The organism is Microbacterium sp. SCN 71-21 (assembly GCF_001725695.1).
In the GTDB taxonomy this organism is placed as follows: domain Bacteria; phylum Actinomycetota; class Actinomycetes; order Actinomycetales; family Microbacteriaceae; genus Microbacterium; species Microbacterium ginsengisoli.
Window position 1 is genome coordinate 1 of sequence record NZ_MEGA01000046.1, and the last position, 16,276, is coordinate 16,276.

The following is a 16,276-nucleotide window of genomic DNA, read 5'->3' on the forward strand; positions in this document are numbered from 1 at the left end:
CGTCGGCTGCCGCAGCTGCGCCCGCCGCGGCCGGCCCCGCTCGCGCCCTGCGCCGCGGCCTGCCGCGCACGCCGGGCGGGGAGCCGTGGCCTCCTGCGGGCGCGGCCCCGATCGCCGCGGCGACGACCGATGCCGCCGAGGTCCCTGTCGCGGCACCGCCTTCGGTCGGTGACGTGACGGTTCCCGCGCCGGTGGCCGCCGTCGCGCCGACCGGTTACACCGCCGCATCCCCGAGCACCGCCACCACCCGCGCCGCCGCTGCGAGCGACGTGCCTCTGCGCCGCGGACTCCCGCGCGTCGCCGGCGGAGACCCGTGGCCGCCCGCGGGCTTCGCCCCGGGTGCACCGGTCGCCGCGGCATCCGACCCGACCGCAACTCCGGAGATTGAGGCTGTGGCGTCGTCCGCAGGCCCCGCGGCGGTCGATTCTCCGGAGATCGCGCACACCGCGGCCCTCGCCCCCGCAGCCCTCGCCCCGGAAGCCCCCACCGCCCCCGACTCGATCGCCGCGCGCGTCGCCGCCGGTCCGCTGCCCTTCACCCCCACGGTGTTCCCGGGGCGCTACGCGTTCGAGCGTCCCGCGCCGAAGCCGGAGCCGCGTCGCATCGGTCCGTTCACCGCCGGTCAGTGGGTCGGCGCGGCGATCGTCACGGTCGTGGGTCTGCTGTTCGCGGGCGCGATGGTCGTGTTCGCGGTGCGCTGGCTGCTGAGCCTCGACGCACTGCGCGACTGGGTCGCCACCTACCCCGGCGAATACCACCTGCCGGTGGGCGCACCGGTCGGCTTCCCCGCGTGGGTCGGCTGGCAGCACTTCTTCAACGTGTTCCTGATGGTGCTGATCATCCGCTCGGGGCTGCAGGTACGGCACCAGAAGAAGCCGCCGGCGTTCTGGAGCCCGCGCTGGAACCCGAAGCGGAAGATCAGCATCGCGCTGTGGCTGCACCAGTCGCTGGACATCCTGTGGCTCGTCAACGGACTCGTGTTCGTCGTGCTCCTGTTCGTCACCGGTCAGTGGCTGCGCATCGTGCCGACCAGCTGGGAGGTGTTCCCGAACGCCGTCACCGCGGTGCTCAAGTACATCTCGCTCGACTGGCCGACCGAGGACGGCTGGGTCAACTACAACTCGATCCAGCAGCTGACCTACTTCGCGACCGTGTTCCTCGCCGCGCCCCTCGCGGCGATCACGGGCGTGCGCATGAGCGGCATCTGGCCGAAGAACGCGACGCGACTGAACAAGATCTACCCGGTCGAGTGGGCCCGCAAGGTGCACTTCCCCGTGATGATCTACTTCGTGCTGTTCATCGTCGTGCACGTGACGCTGGTGTTCGCGACCGGGGCGCTGCGCAACCTGAACCACATGTACGCGGGCAGCGACGAGGTCAACTGGGTCGGCTTCTCGATCTTCGCGGTCTCGATGCTCGTGATCGTCGGTGCGTGGGTCGCGGCGCGGCCCCTCGTGCTGGCGCCGATCGCGAAGCTGTTCGGGTCGGTCAGCTCGCGCTGAGCGCGCTCAGGAAATGACGGATGCCGCGCCCGCGGCATATCCGTCGGCGTAGGCCTCGTCCGCTCCCAGCCGGAAGAAGTCCCGCTCCGGCGGCCGGACGATCGACCGCGCTCCCGGACGGTCGAGCGCACCGACGAGATCCGCGCGCCCGCGCACGACCGCGACGGGAAGCCGCGTGGCCTTGCCCTTGACGAGGTCGGCGGCGCCGCACAGCTCGTCGGCCACGCACGGCTGCGTCACGACGAGCGGGCGGCCCTCGGCGTCGACGCCGCCGCGGAGATCCTCGAACACCTGCACGCCACCGGCGCCGATCGCATGGTCCGTCTGCCCCTCGCGCCAGGCGCGCCCGAGCGTGTCGGAGACGAGCACCCCCACCTCGACCCCGAGCGCGGCCCGCAGCCCCGCGGCGAGGCGGCGGGCCGAGGCATCCGGATCAACCGGCAGCAGCAGCACCGTGCCCTCGGGGGTGTTCGACGCGTCGACGCCGGCCGCGGCTGAGACGATGCCCAGCCGATTCTCGACGATGCGCGTCGTGTGGCCGCTGGGGGCGGTGCGGCTGGCGACGAGGCGCACCGTCTCCGCGGTGATGGCGTCCTCGCGGTCGTCGGCGAGGACGAACCGTCCCTCGGCCTTCGACACGATCTTCGACGTCACGACGAGGATGTCCCCATCGCGCAGCTGATCGGATGCCGCGGCTCCGATGAGTGCGACGAGGTCGTCGCCCGCAGCGATCTCAGGGAGCCCGGGCAGCGCCCAGATCTGCAGCACGTCGGGTCAGCGCACGAAGCGCACCTCGGTGAGCGTCTCACCGAGGAAGGGCTCCGTGTGGGTGTCACCGTCGAGGTGGAACCCGTTGCGCTCGTAGAAGCGGTGCGCGCGGGGGTTGTCGGAGGCCACCCAGAGGTAGAGCGGCTCGCCCTCGTCGACGGCGGCGTCGAACAGCTGCTGGCCGATGCCGGTTCCCTGCCATGCGCTCAGCAGGTAGATGAAATAGAGCTCGCGCTCACGAGGGGCGTCGCGGTCGCGTGCCGGGCCGGAGCCGACGAAGCCCACGATCTCGCCGTCGACGAGGGCCGCGCTCATGCGGAACTCGGGGCCCTGCGCGGCCCAATGGGTCCACAGTTCGGCAAGGCGGCGGGGGGAGACCTTCTCGAGAGCGGCTTTGCTGATGAGGTGGTCGTACGTCTCGTGCCAGCAGGTGGCGTGCACGCGTCCCAGGGCTTCGGCATCGACGTCGCGCACGGGGCGGACGATCAGATCGATCTGCAGATCGGCGTTCATGGCCAGACTCTAACCGGCCGCGGCGGGGCCGCGAAATCGGCTGTGCATGCCGCACGAACCTGTAGGCATCCGACAACGGAATGCGTGCTGACATCCACGATCAGTACGATCCACGGTCGTGAACGTGATCTGGCGCACCCTGCTCGTGCTGTTCGTCGCTCGGCGTCGTCTGCGTCGTGACGGCGTCATCGCCGACGCCTCGTTCGTGGGCCGTGTGCGGCTCACGACCCTCCCCACCGACCTCGACCTCGTGGGGCACATGAACAACGGACGGTACCTGTCGTTGTTCGACCTCGGCCGCTTCGACCTCATCATGCGCTCGGGTCTGTGGGATCTCATGCGCGCTCGCGGCTGGTACCCGGTCGTGGCGAGCTCGACGATCACCCACCGTAAGTCGCTGCACCTGTGGCAGCGCTTCGACATCGAGTCGAAGGTGATCTCCGCCGACGACAAGGCGATCTATCTCGAGCACCGCGCGGTGGTGCGCGGCGAGATCTACGCCCGACTGTTCGTGCGCTCCCGCTTCGTGCGACGAGCCGGCGGGGTGCTGCCCACCTCCGAGGTGTTCGAGGCCATGGGCATCGACCCGGCGACCGTGCCCGCCCCCGAGGCGTGGCTCAGCGAGTGGGCGCTCGACGTGGCGCTGCCGCCGACGAAGGCCCCCGCACCGAGCGTCTGGGGCTGATCAGGCGGATGCCCCGCCGCGCCCGCCGCCCGCGACCGCGGAGGTGCGCGCGGTGAGGGCGTCGGCGAGCGCATCGACGACGGCGCCCACGCGCCGACGCGTCCCCGAGGCCGCGCGGGTGGCGACGAACACCTCGCGCGTCGGTGCGTCGGGAAGGGTGATCGTGCGTACGGGAGGCCGCGCCCCGGCCCAGACGAGGTCGGGCAGCATGGCGACCGCACGGCCCGCGGCGACGAGTCCCACATGGGCGGTGAGGTCGGGCAGGGCGTAGCGCACGTCCGGTTCGAAGCCCGCCGCCCGACACTGCTGCACCGCCCACTGCCGCGCGGCGGTGCCCTCCGGCTCCAGCACCCACGGCCGGTCGGCGAGGTCGCGCAGTCCCCGTGCCCGGTCGCCGCGCGGGACGGCGAGACGGATCGGGTCGCGACCGAGGATGCGACGGGTCAGCCCGTCGCGGTGGGCGCGGGTGTGACCGGGGTACTGCTCGGCCACGACGAGGTCGAAGCGTCGGGCGGACAGCTCGAACAAGCCCTCCTCGGGTGGCACGGCGGCCGCCTCGAGGCGCAGGTCGGGCTCGCGCGCAGCGAGGAGCGCGAGGGCGTCGGGCAGCAGGGCGAGGGCCGCCGTCTGCATGAGTGCCACCCGCACGGGCGCCGCGCCCGGACGCAGCGCCTCCAGTTCGCCGCGCACGCGTTCGTCTTCGTCGAGGGCTCGTTCGGCGTACGCCGCGAGCAGCTCGCCGTGCTCGGTGAGGCGGAGGCGCCGGCCGTCGGCGACGAACAGGGGCACCGCGGCATCCTTCTCAAGCTGGTCGAGCTGCTGCGAGATCGTCGACGGGCTGTACGACAGCGCCTCGGCCACGGCGGCGAGGGTGCCGCGCAGCGCGAACTCGTGCAGCATGCGCAGGCGCCGGAGTTCGAACATGGCATCCATTCGATAGGACCGATGTGTATTGATCATAAACAGTCGCTTTTCTCGAAGGATGCGTGCCGCCACCCTGGGATCACGGGTCACGAGTGGCAGGGTGGAAGGGACGGAAGCGTGGTGCGGCAGATGACGGATGCGGTCGGGACGGAACTGAGCGGGCAGGCGGTCGAGCTCGCGCACCGGTGGGTGCGGGAAGCGGCGGCGGCCGACGTCGATCCGGCGGCGGAACGCCTCGCCGGAGTGCTGCGGGACCCGAACGGACTGCCCTTCACGATCGGCTTCGTCGACGGCGTCATGCGTCCCGAGAGCCTGGCGGCCGCGGCATCCCATCTGTCGCGAATCGCCCCCCTGGTGCCCGACTTCCTGCCCTGGTACCTCCGCAGCGCGGTGCGCACGGGCGGCGCCCTCGCCCCCGTGGCGCCCGCTGCCGTCGTGCCGATCGCGCGGCGCGTGCTGCGCGACATGGTCGGCCACCTCATCGTCGACGCGCGCGCCGAGAAGCTCGGCCCCGCCCTCGCGGCCCTCCGCGCCGACGGCGCCCGCCTCAACCTCAACCTGCTCGGTGAGGCCGTGCTCGGCGAGCACGAGGCGCTGCGGCGACTCGAGGGCATCCACGAGCTGATCCGCCGCCCCGACGTCGACTACGTGTCGGTGAAGGTCTCCGCGATCGCCAGCCACATCTCGATGTGGGCATTCGACGAGACCGTCGACCTCGTCGTCGAACGCCTCCTGCCCCTCTACGTCAGTGCCGCCACCGACGGCACGTTCATTAACCTCGACATGGAGGAGTACCGCGACCTCGACCTCACGATCGCGGTGTTCACCCGCATCCTCGAGGATCCACGTCTTGCCGGACTCGAGGCGGGCATCGTGCTGCAGGCCTACCTGCCCGACGCGCTGCCCGCGCTGCAGCAGCTGACCGCGTGGGCGGGAGAGCGGGTCGCCGCGGGTGGCGCGCGCATCAAGGTGCGGCTCGTGAAGGGCGCGAACCTGGCCATGGAGAAGGTCGACGCCGTGCTGCACGGTTGGCCGCAGGCGCCCTACGAGACGAAGCTCGACACCGACGCGAACTACCTGCGCTGCCTCGACTGGGCGCTCACCCCCGCACACGCCGACGCGGTGCGCCTCGGTGTCGCCGGGCACAACCTCTTCGACGTCGCCTACGCATGGCTGCTCGCCGGCGAACGCGGCGTGCGCGACGCGATCGAGATCGAGATGCTGCTCGGCATGGCGCAGGGCCAGGTGCAGGCGGTCACCCGCGAGGTCGGTCATGTGCTGCTGTATGTGCCGGTCGTGCGCCCCGACGAGTTCGACGTCGCCATCAGCTACCTCGTGCGCCGCCTCGAAGAGAACGCGTCGAGCGAGAACTTCCTCTCCGCCGCGTTCGAGCTCGCCGACGACGAGAGCCTCTGGGTGCGCGAGCGCGACAGGTTCCTCGCGGCGCTCGAGAGGTCGACGGATGCCTCGCTGCGCACCGGTGCCGCGCGCACCCAGCAGCGCGGCGACGCGCCCGCATCCGGTGACCCGTCGATCCTTCGCGAACCCGCTCCGCCGCTCGGCTCCGCCGGTCTCACCCAGGCGGTGCTGGGCATCGCCCACGACGGCGCCGAGGACGTGCGCGGCTTCGGCGGAGCCGACCTGGTCGAGACCGCGGTGTTCTCGCTCAAGGAGAGCGGCGAGCATGCGGTCGGCGCCCCCGGGTTCCGTAACGCGGCCGACACCGACCCCGCGCTGCCTCAGAACCGCGACTGGGCGCGGCAGATCTTCGCGCGCATCGGCGTCTCGCACGTCGGCGACGTGACCATGCGCGCCGCGCGGATCGACGACCGCGCACGCCTCGAGGATGCGATCGCCCGCGCCCGGACGGCGGGCATCGCCTGGGGGTCGGTGCCCGCCGCCGACCGCGCGGTCGTACTGCAGCAGGCCGCGCGCGCCCTCGAGGCCCGTCGCGCCGAGCTCATCGAAGTCGCCGCGGACGAGACCGGGAAGGTGTTCGCCGAGGCCGACGTGGAGGTCAGCGAGGCGGTCGACTTCGCGAACTACTACGCCGCCACCGCCCGTGAGCTCGACGCCGTGCCCGGTGCGGTGTTCGAGCCGGTCGGTCTCACCGTCGTCGCCCCGCCGTGGAACTTCCCGCTCGCGATCCCGGCGGGCGGCGTGCTCGCCGCGCTCGCCGCCGGGTCCGGCGTCATCTTCAAGCCCGCCCCTCAGGCGCGGCGCTGTGCTGCCGTCATCGTCGAGGCGCTGGCGACCATCGGCCTCCCCGACGGCCTCGTCACCCTCGTCGACATCGACGAGGGCGAGCTGGGCGAGGCCCTCATCACCCACCCCGCGGTGGACCGCGTCATCCTCACCGGCTCGTGGGAGACCGCGGCGCTGTTCCGCTCGTGGCGTCCCGACCTTTCCCTTCTCGCCGAGACGAGCGGCAAGAACGCGATGATCGTCACCGCGACAGCGGACCTCGACCTGGCGGCATCCGATCTGGTCAAGAGCGCCTTCGGGCACGCCGGTCAGAAGTGCTCGGCGGCGTCGCTCGCGATCCTCGTCGGGTCGGTGGGCCGGTCGGAGCGCTTCGCCCGGCAGATCGTCGATGCCGCCCGCTCGCTGCGCGTCGGCACCCCCGCCGACCCCCGCACCGAGATCGGCCCCGTCGTCGAGATGCCGCAGGGCAAGCTGAAGTGGGCGCTCACCGAGCTCGAGCCGGGACAGCGCTGGCTGCTCGAGCCGCAGGAGCTCGACGCCGTGCCCGAGCTGGCCGGGCGGCTGTGGTCGCCGGGCATCCGCACCGGTGTGGCGCCGGGGTCGCGGTTCCATCGCGAGGAGTTCTTCGGCCCCGTGCTCGGCATCATGCACGCCGCGACCCTCGGCGAGGCCATCGCCCTGCAGAACGCCGTCGACTACGGGCTGACCGCGGGCCTGTACACGCAGAGTCCCGAGGAGCTCGGCATCTGGCTCGACCACGTGCAGGCCGGCAACCTCTACGTGAACCGCGGCACGACGGGTGCGATCGTGCAGCGTCAGCCGTTCGGCGGCTGGAAGCGCTCGTCGGTCGGCGCGGGCGCCAAAGCCGGCGGCCCGAACCACCTCGTCGGCCTCGGCGGCTGGCGGGCATCGACCGGCACCGCGTCGGGCACCCTGCACCTGCGCGGGCTCGACTCGCGCATCACCGCGCTCATCGAGGCGTCCCAGCCGTCGCTCGACTACCCGCGCTTCGACTGGCTGCGCCGTGCCGCTCTGTCGGACGCGATCGAGTGGGATCGGGAGTTCGGCCAGGTTCGGGATGTCTCGCACCTCGGCATCGAGCGAAACCTGCTGCGCTACCGGCCGGTCGAGGTCGGCCTTCGCGCCACCGCGGGCGCCGAACTGCAGCAGGTGCTCCGCGTCTCGATCGCCGCGATCCGGGCCGCGGGTGCGACCGTGCTGTCGGTCGCGGCCGGCCTCCCGCCCGCCGTGCGACGGGGACTCGTGGAGGCGGGCATCACCGTGTTCGTCGAGAGCGACGACGAGTGGACGGCGCGCATCGTGGGCGGGCCGGAGGCCGCGGCATCCCGGCCACCGAGGGTGCGCCTGATCGGTCCCCGTGCTGAGACCGCGGTGCTGCACACCGCACTCGCGCGGGCCGTCGGCGGCGACCCCGATCTCGCGATCTACGCCGCAGACGTGACGACCGCGGGGCGGCTCGAGCTGCTGCCGTTCCTGCACGAGCAGGCCATCGCGATCACCGCGCACCGCTTCGGCAACCCCGACGACTGGTCGCAGGCGGTCATCTGACCGCGGTGCCGGTCGGCCGAGCGGCGCTCGGGTCGCGCGACCGCGCGCGCAAGGTCGGAACTTTTCGGGGACACGCCGGTGGGGGCGCTGCCGGGCGGCGTGCCGGGCAGGAGTTCCGACCTTGCGCGAGGCGTACGGCTATCGGAGGCGGCGGCTCTCATCTGCGTGCGATGGCAGGCGGTGGCGGGCGGCGATGGCTCGCTGCCGTCGTCGCCTGCGGCCCGACGCGCGCTGCCCGAAACGCCGGTGGGGGCGGATGCCGCGGCATCCGCCCCCACCGGCGTCGGGGTCAGTCCTGGTGCGTCTCGCGGTACTCGCGGCGCGTCATGCCGGGCTCGACGTCCTCCTCGGCGTCGCCGGCCGGCTCCTCGTCGCGGGCCGTCGGGCCGACGAGCGCGCCCGCCTCGGCGGCGGCGAGGGCCGCTTCGGCCTCGAGGGAGGCGGCATCCTTCTCGGCATGCCGCTGCTCGTCGTGGGCCTCCTGCAGCGCCGACTTCTGGCGCAGCGGCGGCGTGCGGAAGAACAGCGTCAGCACGAACGCGATGAGCACCACGAACATGGCGACCCAGTAGACGAGCACGGTCGACTGGTTGAACGCGGTCAGCAGCGGCTTCGACAGACGCGGGTCGGCGCCGTTGAGGAACGCGGTGTCGTCCATCGTCGAGTTGTCGAACGACGATCCCGACGACGAGCTGGCGTTGTCGATGATCGTCGGCACGATCGTGTCGACGAACGACTGGCGGGCGGTGGCGTCCGAGAAGTCGAGCGTCACGGTGCCGTCGGAGGCCACCTTCGCGACCGGCAGCTCCTGCTGGATCTGTGCGGCGGCGGAGGTGATCGCCTGCGCCTGGGCGGCGGCGGTCGCCTGCGCCTGCGCGGAGGCGGGGATGGCGCCGGCGGCGACCTGCTGCGCGACGACGGACGCCGCTGCGGCCTTGGCCTGGTTCACGCCGTCCTGCGCCTGGGTCAGCGCGCCGTCGGTCACCTTCGAGACGATCGGGTCGTAGACCTTCGTCATGATGCCCTGGTTCTCGGGAGCCTGCGCGACCGTCGGGTCGAGCGCGGCGTCGAGCGCGGCGGTCAGCGTCGCCTTGTCGGTGAAGTTGGTCTGCAGGTTCGCCGGCATGACCGTGAACAGCAGCGACAGCAGCACGGCGGTGCCGAGGGTTCCACCGATCTGGCGGAAGAACGTCGACGCCGACGTCGCCACACCCATGTCGCGCAGGCCGACCGAGTTCTGCGACGCGATCGTGAGCGTCTGCATCAGCTGGCCGAGGCCGAGGCCGATCAGCAGCATGGATCCCGCGATCTGCCAGTACGACGTGTCGTACTTCATGAGCGTCAGCGTGAAGAAGCCCGCCGCCATGAAGAACGTGCCGATCGTCGGGAAGATGCGGTAGCGACCGGTGCGGGAGATGATCTGGCCGCTCGCGATCGAGGAGATCATGAGGCCGAGGATCATCGGCAGCAGCTGGAAACCGCTCTCGGTCGGCGAGGAGCCGAGCACGAGCTGCAGATAGAGCGGCAGGGTCAGCATCGCGCCGAACATGCCGAAGCCGACGAAGACGCCGATCACGGTCGCCATCGAGAAGGTCGACGAGCGGAAGAGCTTCAGCGGGATGAGCGCGTCATCCTTCATGATGCTCTCCACGATGATGAAGGCGATGATGCCGAGGCCGCCGACCACGTAGCAAGCGATCGAGATGGGCGAGCTCCAACCCCAGTCGCGACCCTGCTCGGCCACGAGCAGCAGCGGCACGAGCGCGATGATGACGGTGGCCGCACCGAACCAGTCGATGCGCACCGAATGCCGCGGCTGGCGGGGGATGTGCAGGAAGCGCATCACGATCGCGAGGGCGATGATGCCGATCGGCACGTTGATGAGGAACACCCAGCGCCATCCGGCGATGAACAGGATCTCGGATGCCCCGGCGAACAGTCCGCCCACGAGCGGGCCGATGACCGACGAGATGCCGAAGACGGCGAGGAAGTAGCCCTGGTACTTCGCGCGCTCACGGGGCGCGAGGATGTCGCCCATGATCGCGAGCGGCATCGACATGAGGCCACCGGCGCCGAGTCCCTGGATCGCGCGGAATGCAGCCAGCTCGATCATCGACGACGAGAAGCTCGCCGCGACGGATCCGATGATGAAGACCACGATCGCGAAGATGAACAGCGGCCGGCGGCCGAAGATGTCGGACAGCTTGCCGTAGATGGGCGTTGCGATCGTCGACAGGATCAGGTAGGCGGTGGTCACCCACGCCTGCTGGCTGAGCCCGTTCAGGTCGTCGCCGATCGTGCGGATCGCGGTTCCCACGATCGTCTGGTCGAGAGCGGACAGGAACATTCCGGCCATGAGCCCGAAGATCACGAAGAGGATCTGCCGGTGGGTCATCACCGGGTTGCTCTTGGTGACCAGGCTCTTCACAGCGACGTCAGTCATGTTTCCTCAGGGGAGAGAAGGGAAGTGGGGTGCAACGGCCGAAGAGATCGGGCGGGCGCGTCAGTGGCGCCCGATTCGTTGTGTCAGGTCAACGATAATACGCGTAACATCCGCACCTCCACGACCGGCATAGCGAACTCACGGGGAACGACGCAAGGGCTGGATGCCGCGGCATCCGCTCTTCTCGCACCGATACTGCGCCACCGCCCGGCTCCGTGAGACAATGCGGGTGGCGTGCCCGGAACGTCGGCTTCTTGCTCCGCCGGGCCTCTGGACAGCGTCCGCCGCCCCCTCACAAGGAGCACAATGACGCACCCGACCGGTTCCACCCGCATCGCCCAGCACCGCACCTACCTGATGTGCAAGCCCACCCATTTCACGGTGAGCTACCGCATCAACCCGTGGATGGAGCCCGCCAACCCCACCGACACGCAGCTCGCCGTCGACCAGTGGCAGGCGCTCTACGACACCTACCTCGACCTCGGTCACGAGGTGCAGCTCATCGACCCGGTCGAGGGACTGCCCGACATGGTCTACACCGCCAACGGCGGCTTCGTGATCGACGGTGTCGCCTACGGCCCGAAGTTCCGCTTCGCCGAGCGCGCCGGCGAGGAGCAGCCGTTCATGACCTGGTTCCGCGAGAACGGCCTCACTGTCGTCGAGCCGCGCGAGACGAACGAGGGCGAGGGCGACTTCCTGCTGGCGGGAGACATCATCCTCGCCGGCACCGGCTTCCGCTCCACCGGTGACAGCCACCGCGAGGTCGCCGAGGTGTTCGACCGCGAGGTCGTCTCGCTGACCCTCACCGACCCGCGGTTCTACCACCTCGACACGGCGATCTCGGTGCTCGACCCGGTGCAGGGACCCGGCGGCGTCGAGCGCGCGAACATCGCCTACCTGCCCACCGCGTTCGACGCGGCATCCCGTGCGACCCTGCAGCGCCTCTTCCCCGAGGCGATCGAGGTGTCGGATGCCGACGGCGCGGTCTTCGGCCTGAACTCCGCCTCCGACGGTCGCAACGTGTTCATCTCTCCGCGGGCGACCGGCTTCGAGGCGCAGCTGCGCGAGCGCGGCTACAACCCGGTGCTCGTCGACCTGTCCGAGCTGCTGCTCGGCGGCGGCGGCATCAAGTGCTGCACGCTCGAGATCCGGAGGAGCGCATGAGCGACCTCACGACCGACGCGCTGACCGCGGGCTACATCGCCCACGAGGACGAGCACCTCGCCCACAACTACCACCCGCTGCCGGTGGTCGTCGCCCGTGCTGAGGGCTCCTGGGTGACGGATGTCGAGGGCCGCCGCTACCTCGACCTGCTCTCCGCCTACTCGGCCGTCAACTTCGGACACCTGCACCCGGCGATCACCGCCGCCCTCACCGAGCAGCTCTCACGGGTCGCGCTCACGAGCAGGGCGTTCCACAACGACCAGCTCGGCGCGTTCGCCGCGGCCCTCGCCGAGCTGTGCGGCAAGGATCTCGTGCTGCCGATGAACACGGGCGCCGAGGCCGTCGAGACGGGCATCAAGGTAGCCCGCGCCTGGGCGTACCGGGTGAAGGGCGTGCCGGCGGGCGCGGCCGAGATCATCGTCGCGCACGACAACTTCCACGGCCGCACGACCACGATCGTCGGGTTCTCCACCGACGAGTCGGCCCGGGATGGCTTCGGGCCGTTCACCCCCGGCTTCGTGGGCGTGCCGTACGGCGACGCGGCGGCGATCGATGCGGCGATCGGCGAGAACACCGCCGCCGTGCTGATCGAGCCGATCCAGGGCGAGGCGGGGGTCATCCTCCCGCCCGAGGGCTACCTGCGGGCGGTGCGGGAGATCTGCACCCGCCGGGGCGTGCTGTTCATCGCTGACGAGATCCAGTCGGGCCTCGGCCGGGTCGGCACCACCTTCGCCTGCGATCGCGAGGACGTGGTGCCCGACGTGTACCTGCTCGGCAAGGCGCTGGGAGGGGGCATCCTGCCCGTCTCCGCCGTCGTCGCCGACCGTGACGTGCTCGGGGTCATCCGCCCCGGTGAGCACGGCTCGACCTTCGGCGGCAACCCGCTCGCGGCGGCGGTGGGCCTGCGGGTCGTCGAGATGCTGGCGTCGGGAGAGTTCCAGCAGCGCGCGCTCGCACTCGGCGAGCACCTGCGCGCCCGGCTCGACGACCTCATCGGGCACGGCGTCGTCGCGGTCCGCAGCGCCGGGCTCTGGGCCGGCATCGACATCGATCCCGTCGTCGGCACCGGACGCGAGATCGCCGAGCGCCTGCTCGCGCGCGGCGTGCTCGTGAAGGACACGCACGGCCAGACCATCCGCATCGCGCCACCGCTCGTCGTGCGCGCGACCGAGCTCGACTGGGCCATCGAACAGCTGAAGGTCGTGCTCGCGGGCTGAGCCCTCGCCGCTGTGCGGGCGGCGGCCGTGCGGTCCGGGCGCCCCTCGCCCGGGCGCCGCGGTCATGCTCTCCGCCGGCCGCAGCGTGGCATCGGCACCGTGCCCGACCACCGCCGCGCTGCACGCGCGCCTTGCCGACGCGCCGCGGCATCCGGTATACGGAAGACGGACGAGAGGATCGCACCATGACCGTCGATGCGAGTGCGGGCGCCCGCCCCGAGGTCTCCGCCGCCGAGGCGGCCGCCGTCGCCCGCGAGCTGTGGGGGCTCGACGGCGAGGTGCGCGAGCTCGGCAGCCAGCAGGATCGCAACTATCGGGTGGATGCCGCATCCGGCCGTGTCGTCGTGAAGATCGCGCATGCGGCGACCGACCGCCGCGACCTCGAGGCCCAGCACGAGGCGCTCCGGCTGCTGCGCCGGGCGGGGCTGCGGGTGGCGTCCGCGGTGGCGGCGCGGGACGGCGAGCACATCGTGCCCGTCGGCTTCGCCGGAGGACCTCACCTCGTGCGCGTGCTCGAGTACGTCGACGGCGAACCGCTCATCGAGACGGCCGGCTACGGCGAGGCCGAGGCCGCTCTCGTCGGCGACACCGCCGGGCGCGTCGCCGCGGCGCTTGCGGCGCTCGACGTCGAGCCGGCGGCGCACGCGTCGCAGTGGGACATCCGCGAGGGTGCCCGGGTCGTCGACGACCTGATCGACGCGGTCACCGACCCCGGCCGCCGGGCGCTGGTGCGCGCGGCGACCGACAGCGCCGCCGCCCGCGTCGCGGCGCTCGCCGACCTGCTGCCCCCGCAGCCCATCCACGCCGACGTCACCGACGACAACCTCGTGCGGGACTCCGACGGCCGGGTCGGGGTCATCGACTTCGGCGACCTCATGGTCACGTGGCGCGTGGCCGAGCTCGTCGCGGCATCCGCCTGCGCCTACATGCGCGACGATCCCGACGCGCTGTTCCTCGCGACCGTGCGCGGGTTCGCCGCCCATGTCGCCCTCACAGACGCCGAACTCGACGCGCTCTGGCCGCTCGTCGTGCTGCGCTGCGCCGTGCTCGTGGTCAGCGGCGAGCACCAGGTCGCCCTCGACGGCGACAACGACTACGCCGACGAGCGCCGCGGCGCAGAGTGGCGCGCGTTCGCCGCGGCGGCGGCGCGCGACGCGGGCGAGATGGCGTACCTCGTCCGCGCGGTCGCGCGCGGGCTCGACGATCCCCGAGCGGATGCCACGGCCACCCTGCTGCCCGCGGGGATCGCCGCGGCATCCGTCGATCTCTCCGTCACGAGCGACGCGCTGGCAGCGGGGGACTGGCTCGAACCGGGAATCGAGGAGCGCGTGCTGCGCGCCGCCGGTGGGCTCGCGCACACGCGCTGGGGCGAGTTCCGGCTGACGCGCACGCGGCTGCTCGCCCCCCGCGGTAGGGCGGCGACCCGGGCGCTGGGTGTCGACCTCGTGGCTCCCGAGGGCTGCACGCTCGCCGCCCCGTTCGCGGGACGTGTCGTCGCGACCCGCACCGGGCTGGCGCTGCACGGCGACGACGCCACCCTCTGGGTGGACGGGGTCGCACCGTTCGTCCTCGGCGAGGTCGCGCCGGGTGCCCGGCTCGGCGACGCATCCCGGGGGGACGTCGTGCACGTGCAGCTCGGGCCCGCCGACGATCGCCGTCCGCCCGCGTGCGTCACCCCGCGGCTCGCTGACCTCTGGCGCCGCATCAGCCCCGACCCGTCGCGCGTGCTCGGGGTGGCGGCATCCGCGCCGGTCATCGCGCCCGCCGACACTCTCGCCCGCCGCGACGCTCACGTCGCCGCAGCGCAGGAGCACTACTACTCGCGCCCGCCGCAGATCGAACGCGGCTGGCGCGAGCACCTCATCGACACCGAGGCGCAGACCTACGTCGACGTCGTCAACAACGTCACGATCGCGGGCCACGCCCACCCCGGCATCGTCGATGCCGCCGCGCGGCAGTGGACGCTGCTGAACACGAACTCGCGCTTCCACTACGCGGCGATCGCCGAGCTGTCCGAGCGTCTCGCCGCCCTCGCGCCCGCCGGGCTCGACCGGGTGTTCCTCGTCAACAGCGGCAGCGAAGCGGTCGATCTCGCGCTGCGGCTCGCGTTCACCGCCACCGGGCGCGGACGCATCCTTGCGGCGCGAGAGGCGTACCACGGGTGGACGATCGGCTCCGACGCCGTCTCGACCTCGATCGGCGACAACCCGCGTGCCCTCGAGACGCGACCCGACTGGGTCGAACTGCTCGACGCCCCCAACCCGGTGCGCGGCACGCATCGCGGGCGAGGATCGGCGGCCGCCTATCTCGCCGACGTCGACGCCCGCCTCGACGCGCTCGGCGCCGACGGACGCGCACAGCTCGCCGGTGTCGTCATCGAGCCGATCTTCGGCAACGGTGGCGGCGTGCTGCTGCCCGACGGCTACCTCGCGGGCCTCTACGAACGGGTGCGGGCGCTCGGCGGGGTGTGCATCTCCGACGAGGTGCAGGTGGGCTACGGGCGGCTCGGCGCGCACTTCTGGGGTTTCGAGCAGCAGGGCGCCGTGCCCGACGTGATCGCGGTGGCGAAGGCCATGGGCAACGGCCAGCCGCTCGGGGCTGTCATCACGACCGCCGCGATCGCCGAGGCGTTCGAGCAGGAGGGCAGCTTCTTCTCCTCCGCCGGCGGCAGTCCGGTGAGTGCGCGGGTCGGCGTCGCCGTGCTCGATGCGCTCCGCGACGACGACCTGCAGGGCAACGCGCAGCGGGTCGGCGCGCTGTTCGGTGACGCGCTGCGGGCCCTGGGGACGCGGCATCCGTCGATCGGTGCGGTGCACGGCATGGGCCTCTACCTCGGGGTCGAACTCGTCGTCGACGCCGACCTGACTCCCGCCCCCGAGCTCGCGCGGCGCGTGTGCGACCTGCTGCTCGACGACGGATGCATCGTGCAGCCCACCGGCGACCACAAGAACGTGCTGAAGATCAAGCCGCCGCTGTGCATCACGGCCGAGTCGGTCGCGTGGGTGGTCGCCGCGCTCGACCGCGCCCTCGCCGCCGCGTAGCGCGCGTCGCCCTCGCTCGCCGCCGCCGCGTAGCGCGCGCCCGCCCTCTCGCCGCCGCCCCGCCCCCGCCCTCACTCCCGCCCTCACTTCCGCCGAATCAACACTTCGCCGCCGAGTCACCCCGTTCCCGACGTCGGCGGGGCGTGGATTCGGCGGCGGGGCGTGGATTCGGCGAAGGGGGAGGGGGAGAGGGGGGAGAGGAAAGGGGGAGGGGGAAGGGGGGGAAGGGCGAGACGGGCGCGCTA

Annotated in this window: 10 protein-coding genes; 6 read left to right on the forward strand and 4 right to left on the reverse strand. The window is 72.0% G+C overall.

Annotation, left to right across the window (positions count from 1 at the left end; translation table 11 throughout):
• Positions 1 to 1,502: cytochrome b/b6 domain-containing protein (locus ABT08_RS08285; RefSeq protein ID WP_353743284.1), on the forward strand; the 1,502-nt coding region annotated here is incomplete at its 5' end.
• A gap of 6 nt (positions 1,503 to 1,508) precedes the next feature.
• Here ABT08_RS08285 and cofE read toward each other — a convergent pair.
• Positions 1,509 to 2,270 carry a coenzyme F420-0:L-glutamate ligase gene (gene cofE, locus ABT08_RS08290; protein ID WP_288114620.1) on the reverse strand — a complete coding sequence of 254 codons (762 nt, stop codon included), beginning with the start codon at positions 2,268 to 2,270 and terminating at the stop codon, positions 1,509 to 1,511.
• A gap of 6 nt (positions 2,271 to 2,276) precedes the next feature.
• On the reverse strand, positions 2,277 to 2,783 hold the full coding sequence (locus ABT08_RS08295; RefSeq protein WP_056209822.1) for a GNAT family N-acetyltransferase: 507 nt from the start codon (positions 2,781 to 2,783) through the stop codon (positions 2,277 to 2,279).
• A 118-nt stretch (positions 2,784 to 2,901) separates the two neighbouring features.
• Between ABT08_RS08295 and ABT08_RS08300 the strand changes: the two genes are divergently transcribed.
• A complete protein-coding gene (locus tag ABT08_RS08300; RefSeq protein ID WP_045246038.1) occupies positions 2,902 to 3,468 on the forward strand; it encodes an acyl-CoA thioesterase in 567 nt (188 codons plus the stop codon).
• On the opposite strand, the gene ABT08_RS08305 is transcribed toward ABT08_RS08300, so the two are convergent.
• The gene (locus ABT08_RS08305) at positions 3,469 to 4,392 is read right to left on the reverse strand and encodes a LysR family transcriptional regulator (RefSeq protein ID WP_273204292.1); all 924 of its coding nucleotides are present in this window, start codon (positions 4,390 to 4,392) and stop codon (positions 3,469 to 3,471) included.
• A 129-nt stretch (positions 4,393 to 4,521) separates the two neighbouring features.
• Here ABT08_RS08305 and ABT08_RS08310 point away from each other — a divergent pair, with 129 nt between their 5' ends.
• Positions 4,522 to 8,166, forward strand: coding sequence for a proline dehydrogenase family protein (locus ABT08_RS08310; protein ID WP_288114622.1), 3,645 nt, complete (start codon positions 4,522 to 4,524; stop codon positions 8,164 to 8,166).
• A 289-nt stretch (positions 8,167 to 8,455) separates the two neighbouring features.
• Here ABT08_RS08310 and ABT08_RS08315 read toward each other — a convergent pair whose 3' ends face one another.
• Positions 8,456 to 10,561 carry an MDR family MFS transporter gene (locus ABT08_RS08315; protein WP_082483231.1) on the reverse strand — a complete coding sequence of 702 codons (2,106 nt, stop codon included), beginning with the start codon at positions 10,559 to 10,561 and terminating at the stop codon, positions 8,456 to 8,458.
• A gap of 354 nt (positions 10,562 to 10,915) precedes the next feature.
• Between ABT08_RS08315 and ddaH the strand changes: the two genes are divergently transcribed.
• The 3 genes from ddaH to ABT08_RS08330 all read left to right on the forward strand — a co-directional run bounded on the left by ddaH (position 10,916) and on the right by ABT08_RS08330 (position 16,031).
• The gene (ddaH, locus tag ABT08_RS08320; protein WP_056209824.1) at positions 10,916 to 11,773 is read left to right on the forward strand and encodes a dimethylargininase; all 858 of its coding nucleotides are present in this window, start codon (positions 10,916 to 10,918) and stop codon (positions 11,771 to 11,773) included.
• Entirely contained in the window at positions 11,770 to 12,990 is a 1,221-nt protein-coding gene (gene rocD / locus ABT08_RS08325; protein ID WP_045246035.1) for an ornithine--oxo-acid transaminase, read from the forward strand. The genes ddaH and rocD overlap by 4 nt, the downstream gene beginning before the upstream one ends.
• A gap of 185 nt (positions 12,991 to 13,175) precedes the next feature.
• Positions 13,176 to 16,031 (forward strand): aminotransferase, encoded by a 2,856-nt coding sequence (locus tag ABT08_RS08330; RefSeq protein WP_288114623.1) that lies wholly within the window; start codon positions 13,176 to 13,178, stop codon positions 16,029 to 16,031.
• The last annotated feature ends 245 nt before the right edge of the window (positions 16,032 to 16,276 follow it).

Coding starts and splice junctions, on each gene's coding strand:
- ABT08_RS08305 (WP_273204292.1), bottom strand. CDS start 4,392: ATGTTCGAACTCCGGCGCCTGCGCATGCTGCACGAGTTCGCGCTGCGC.
- ddaH (WP_056209824.1), top strand. CDS start 10,916: ATGACGCACCCGACCGGTTCCACCCGCATCGCCCAGCACCGCACCTAC.
- ABT08_RS08295 (WP_056209822.1), bottom strand. CDS start 2,783: ATGAACGCCGATCTGCAGATCGATCTGATCGTCCGCCCCGTGCGCGAC.
- ABT08_RS08315 (WP_082483231.1), bottom strand. CDS start 10,561: ATGACCCACCGGCAGATCCTCTTCGTGATCTTCGGGCTCATGGCCGGA.
- rocD (WP_045246035.1), top strand. CDS start 11,770: ATGAGCGACCTCACGACCGACGCGCTGACCGCGGGCTACATCGCCCAC.
- ABT08_RS08310 (WP_288114622.1), top strand. CDS start 4,522: ATGACGGATGCGGTCGGGACGGAACTGAGCGGGCAGGCGGTCGAGCTC.
- ABT08_RS08330 (WP_288114623.1), top strand. CDS start 13,176: ATGACCGTCGATGCGAGTGCGGGCGCCCGCCCCGAGGTCTCCGCCGCC.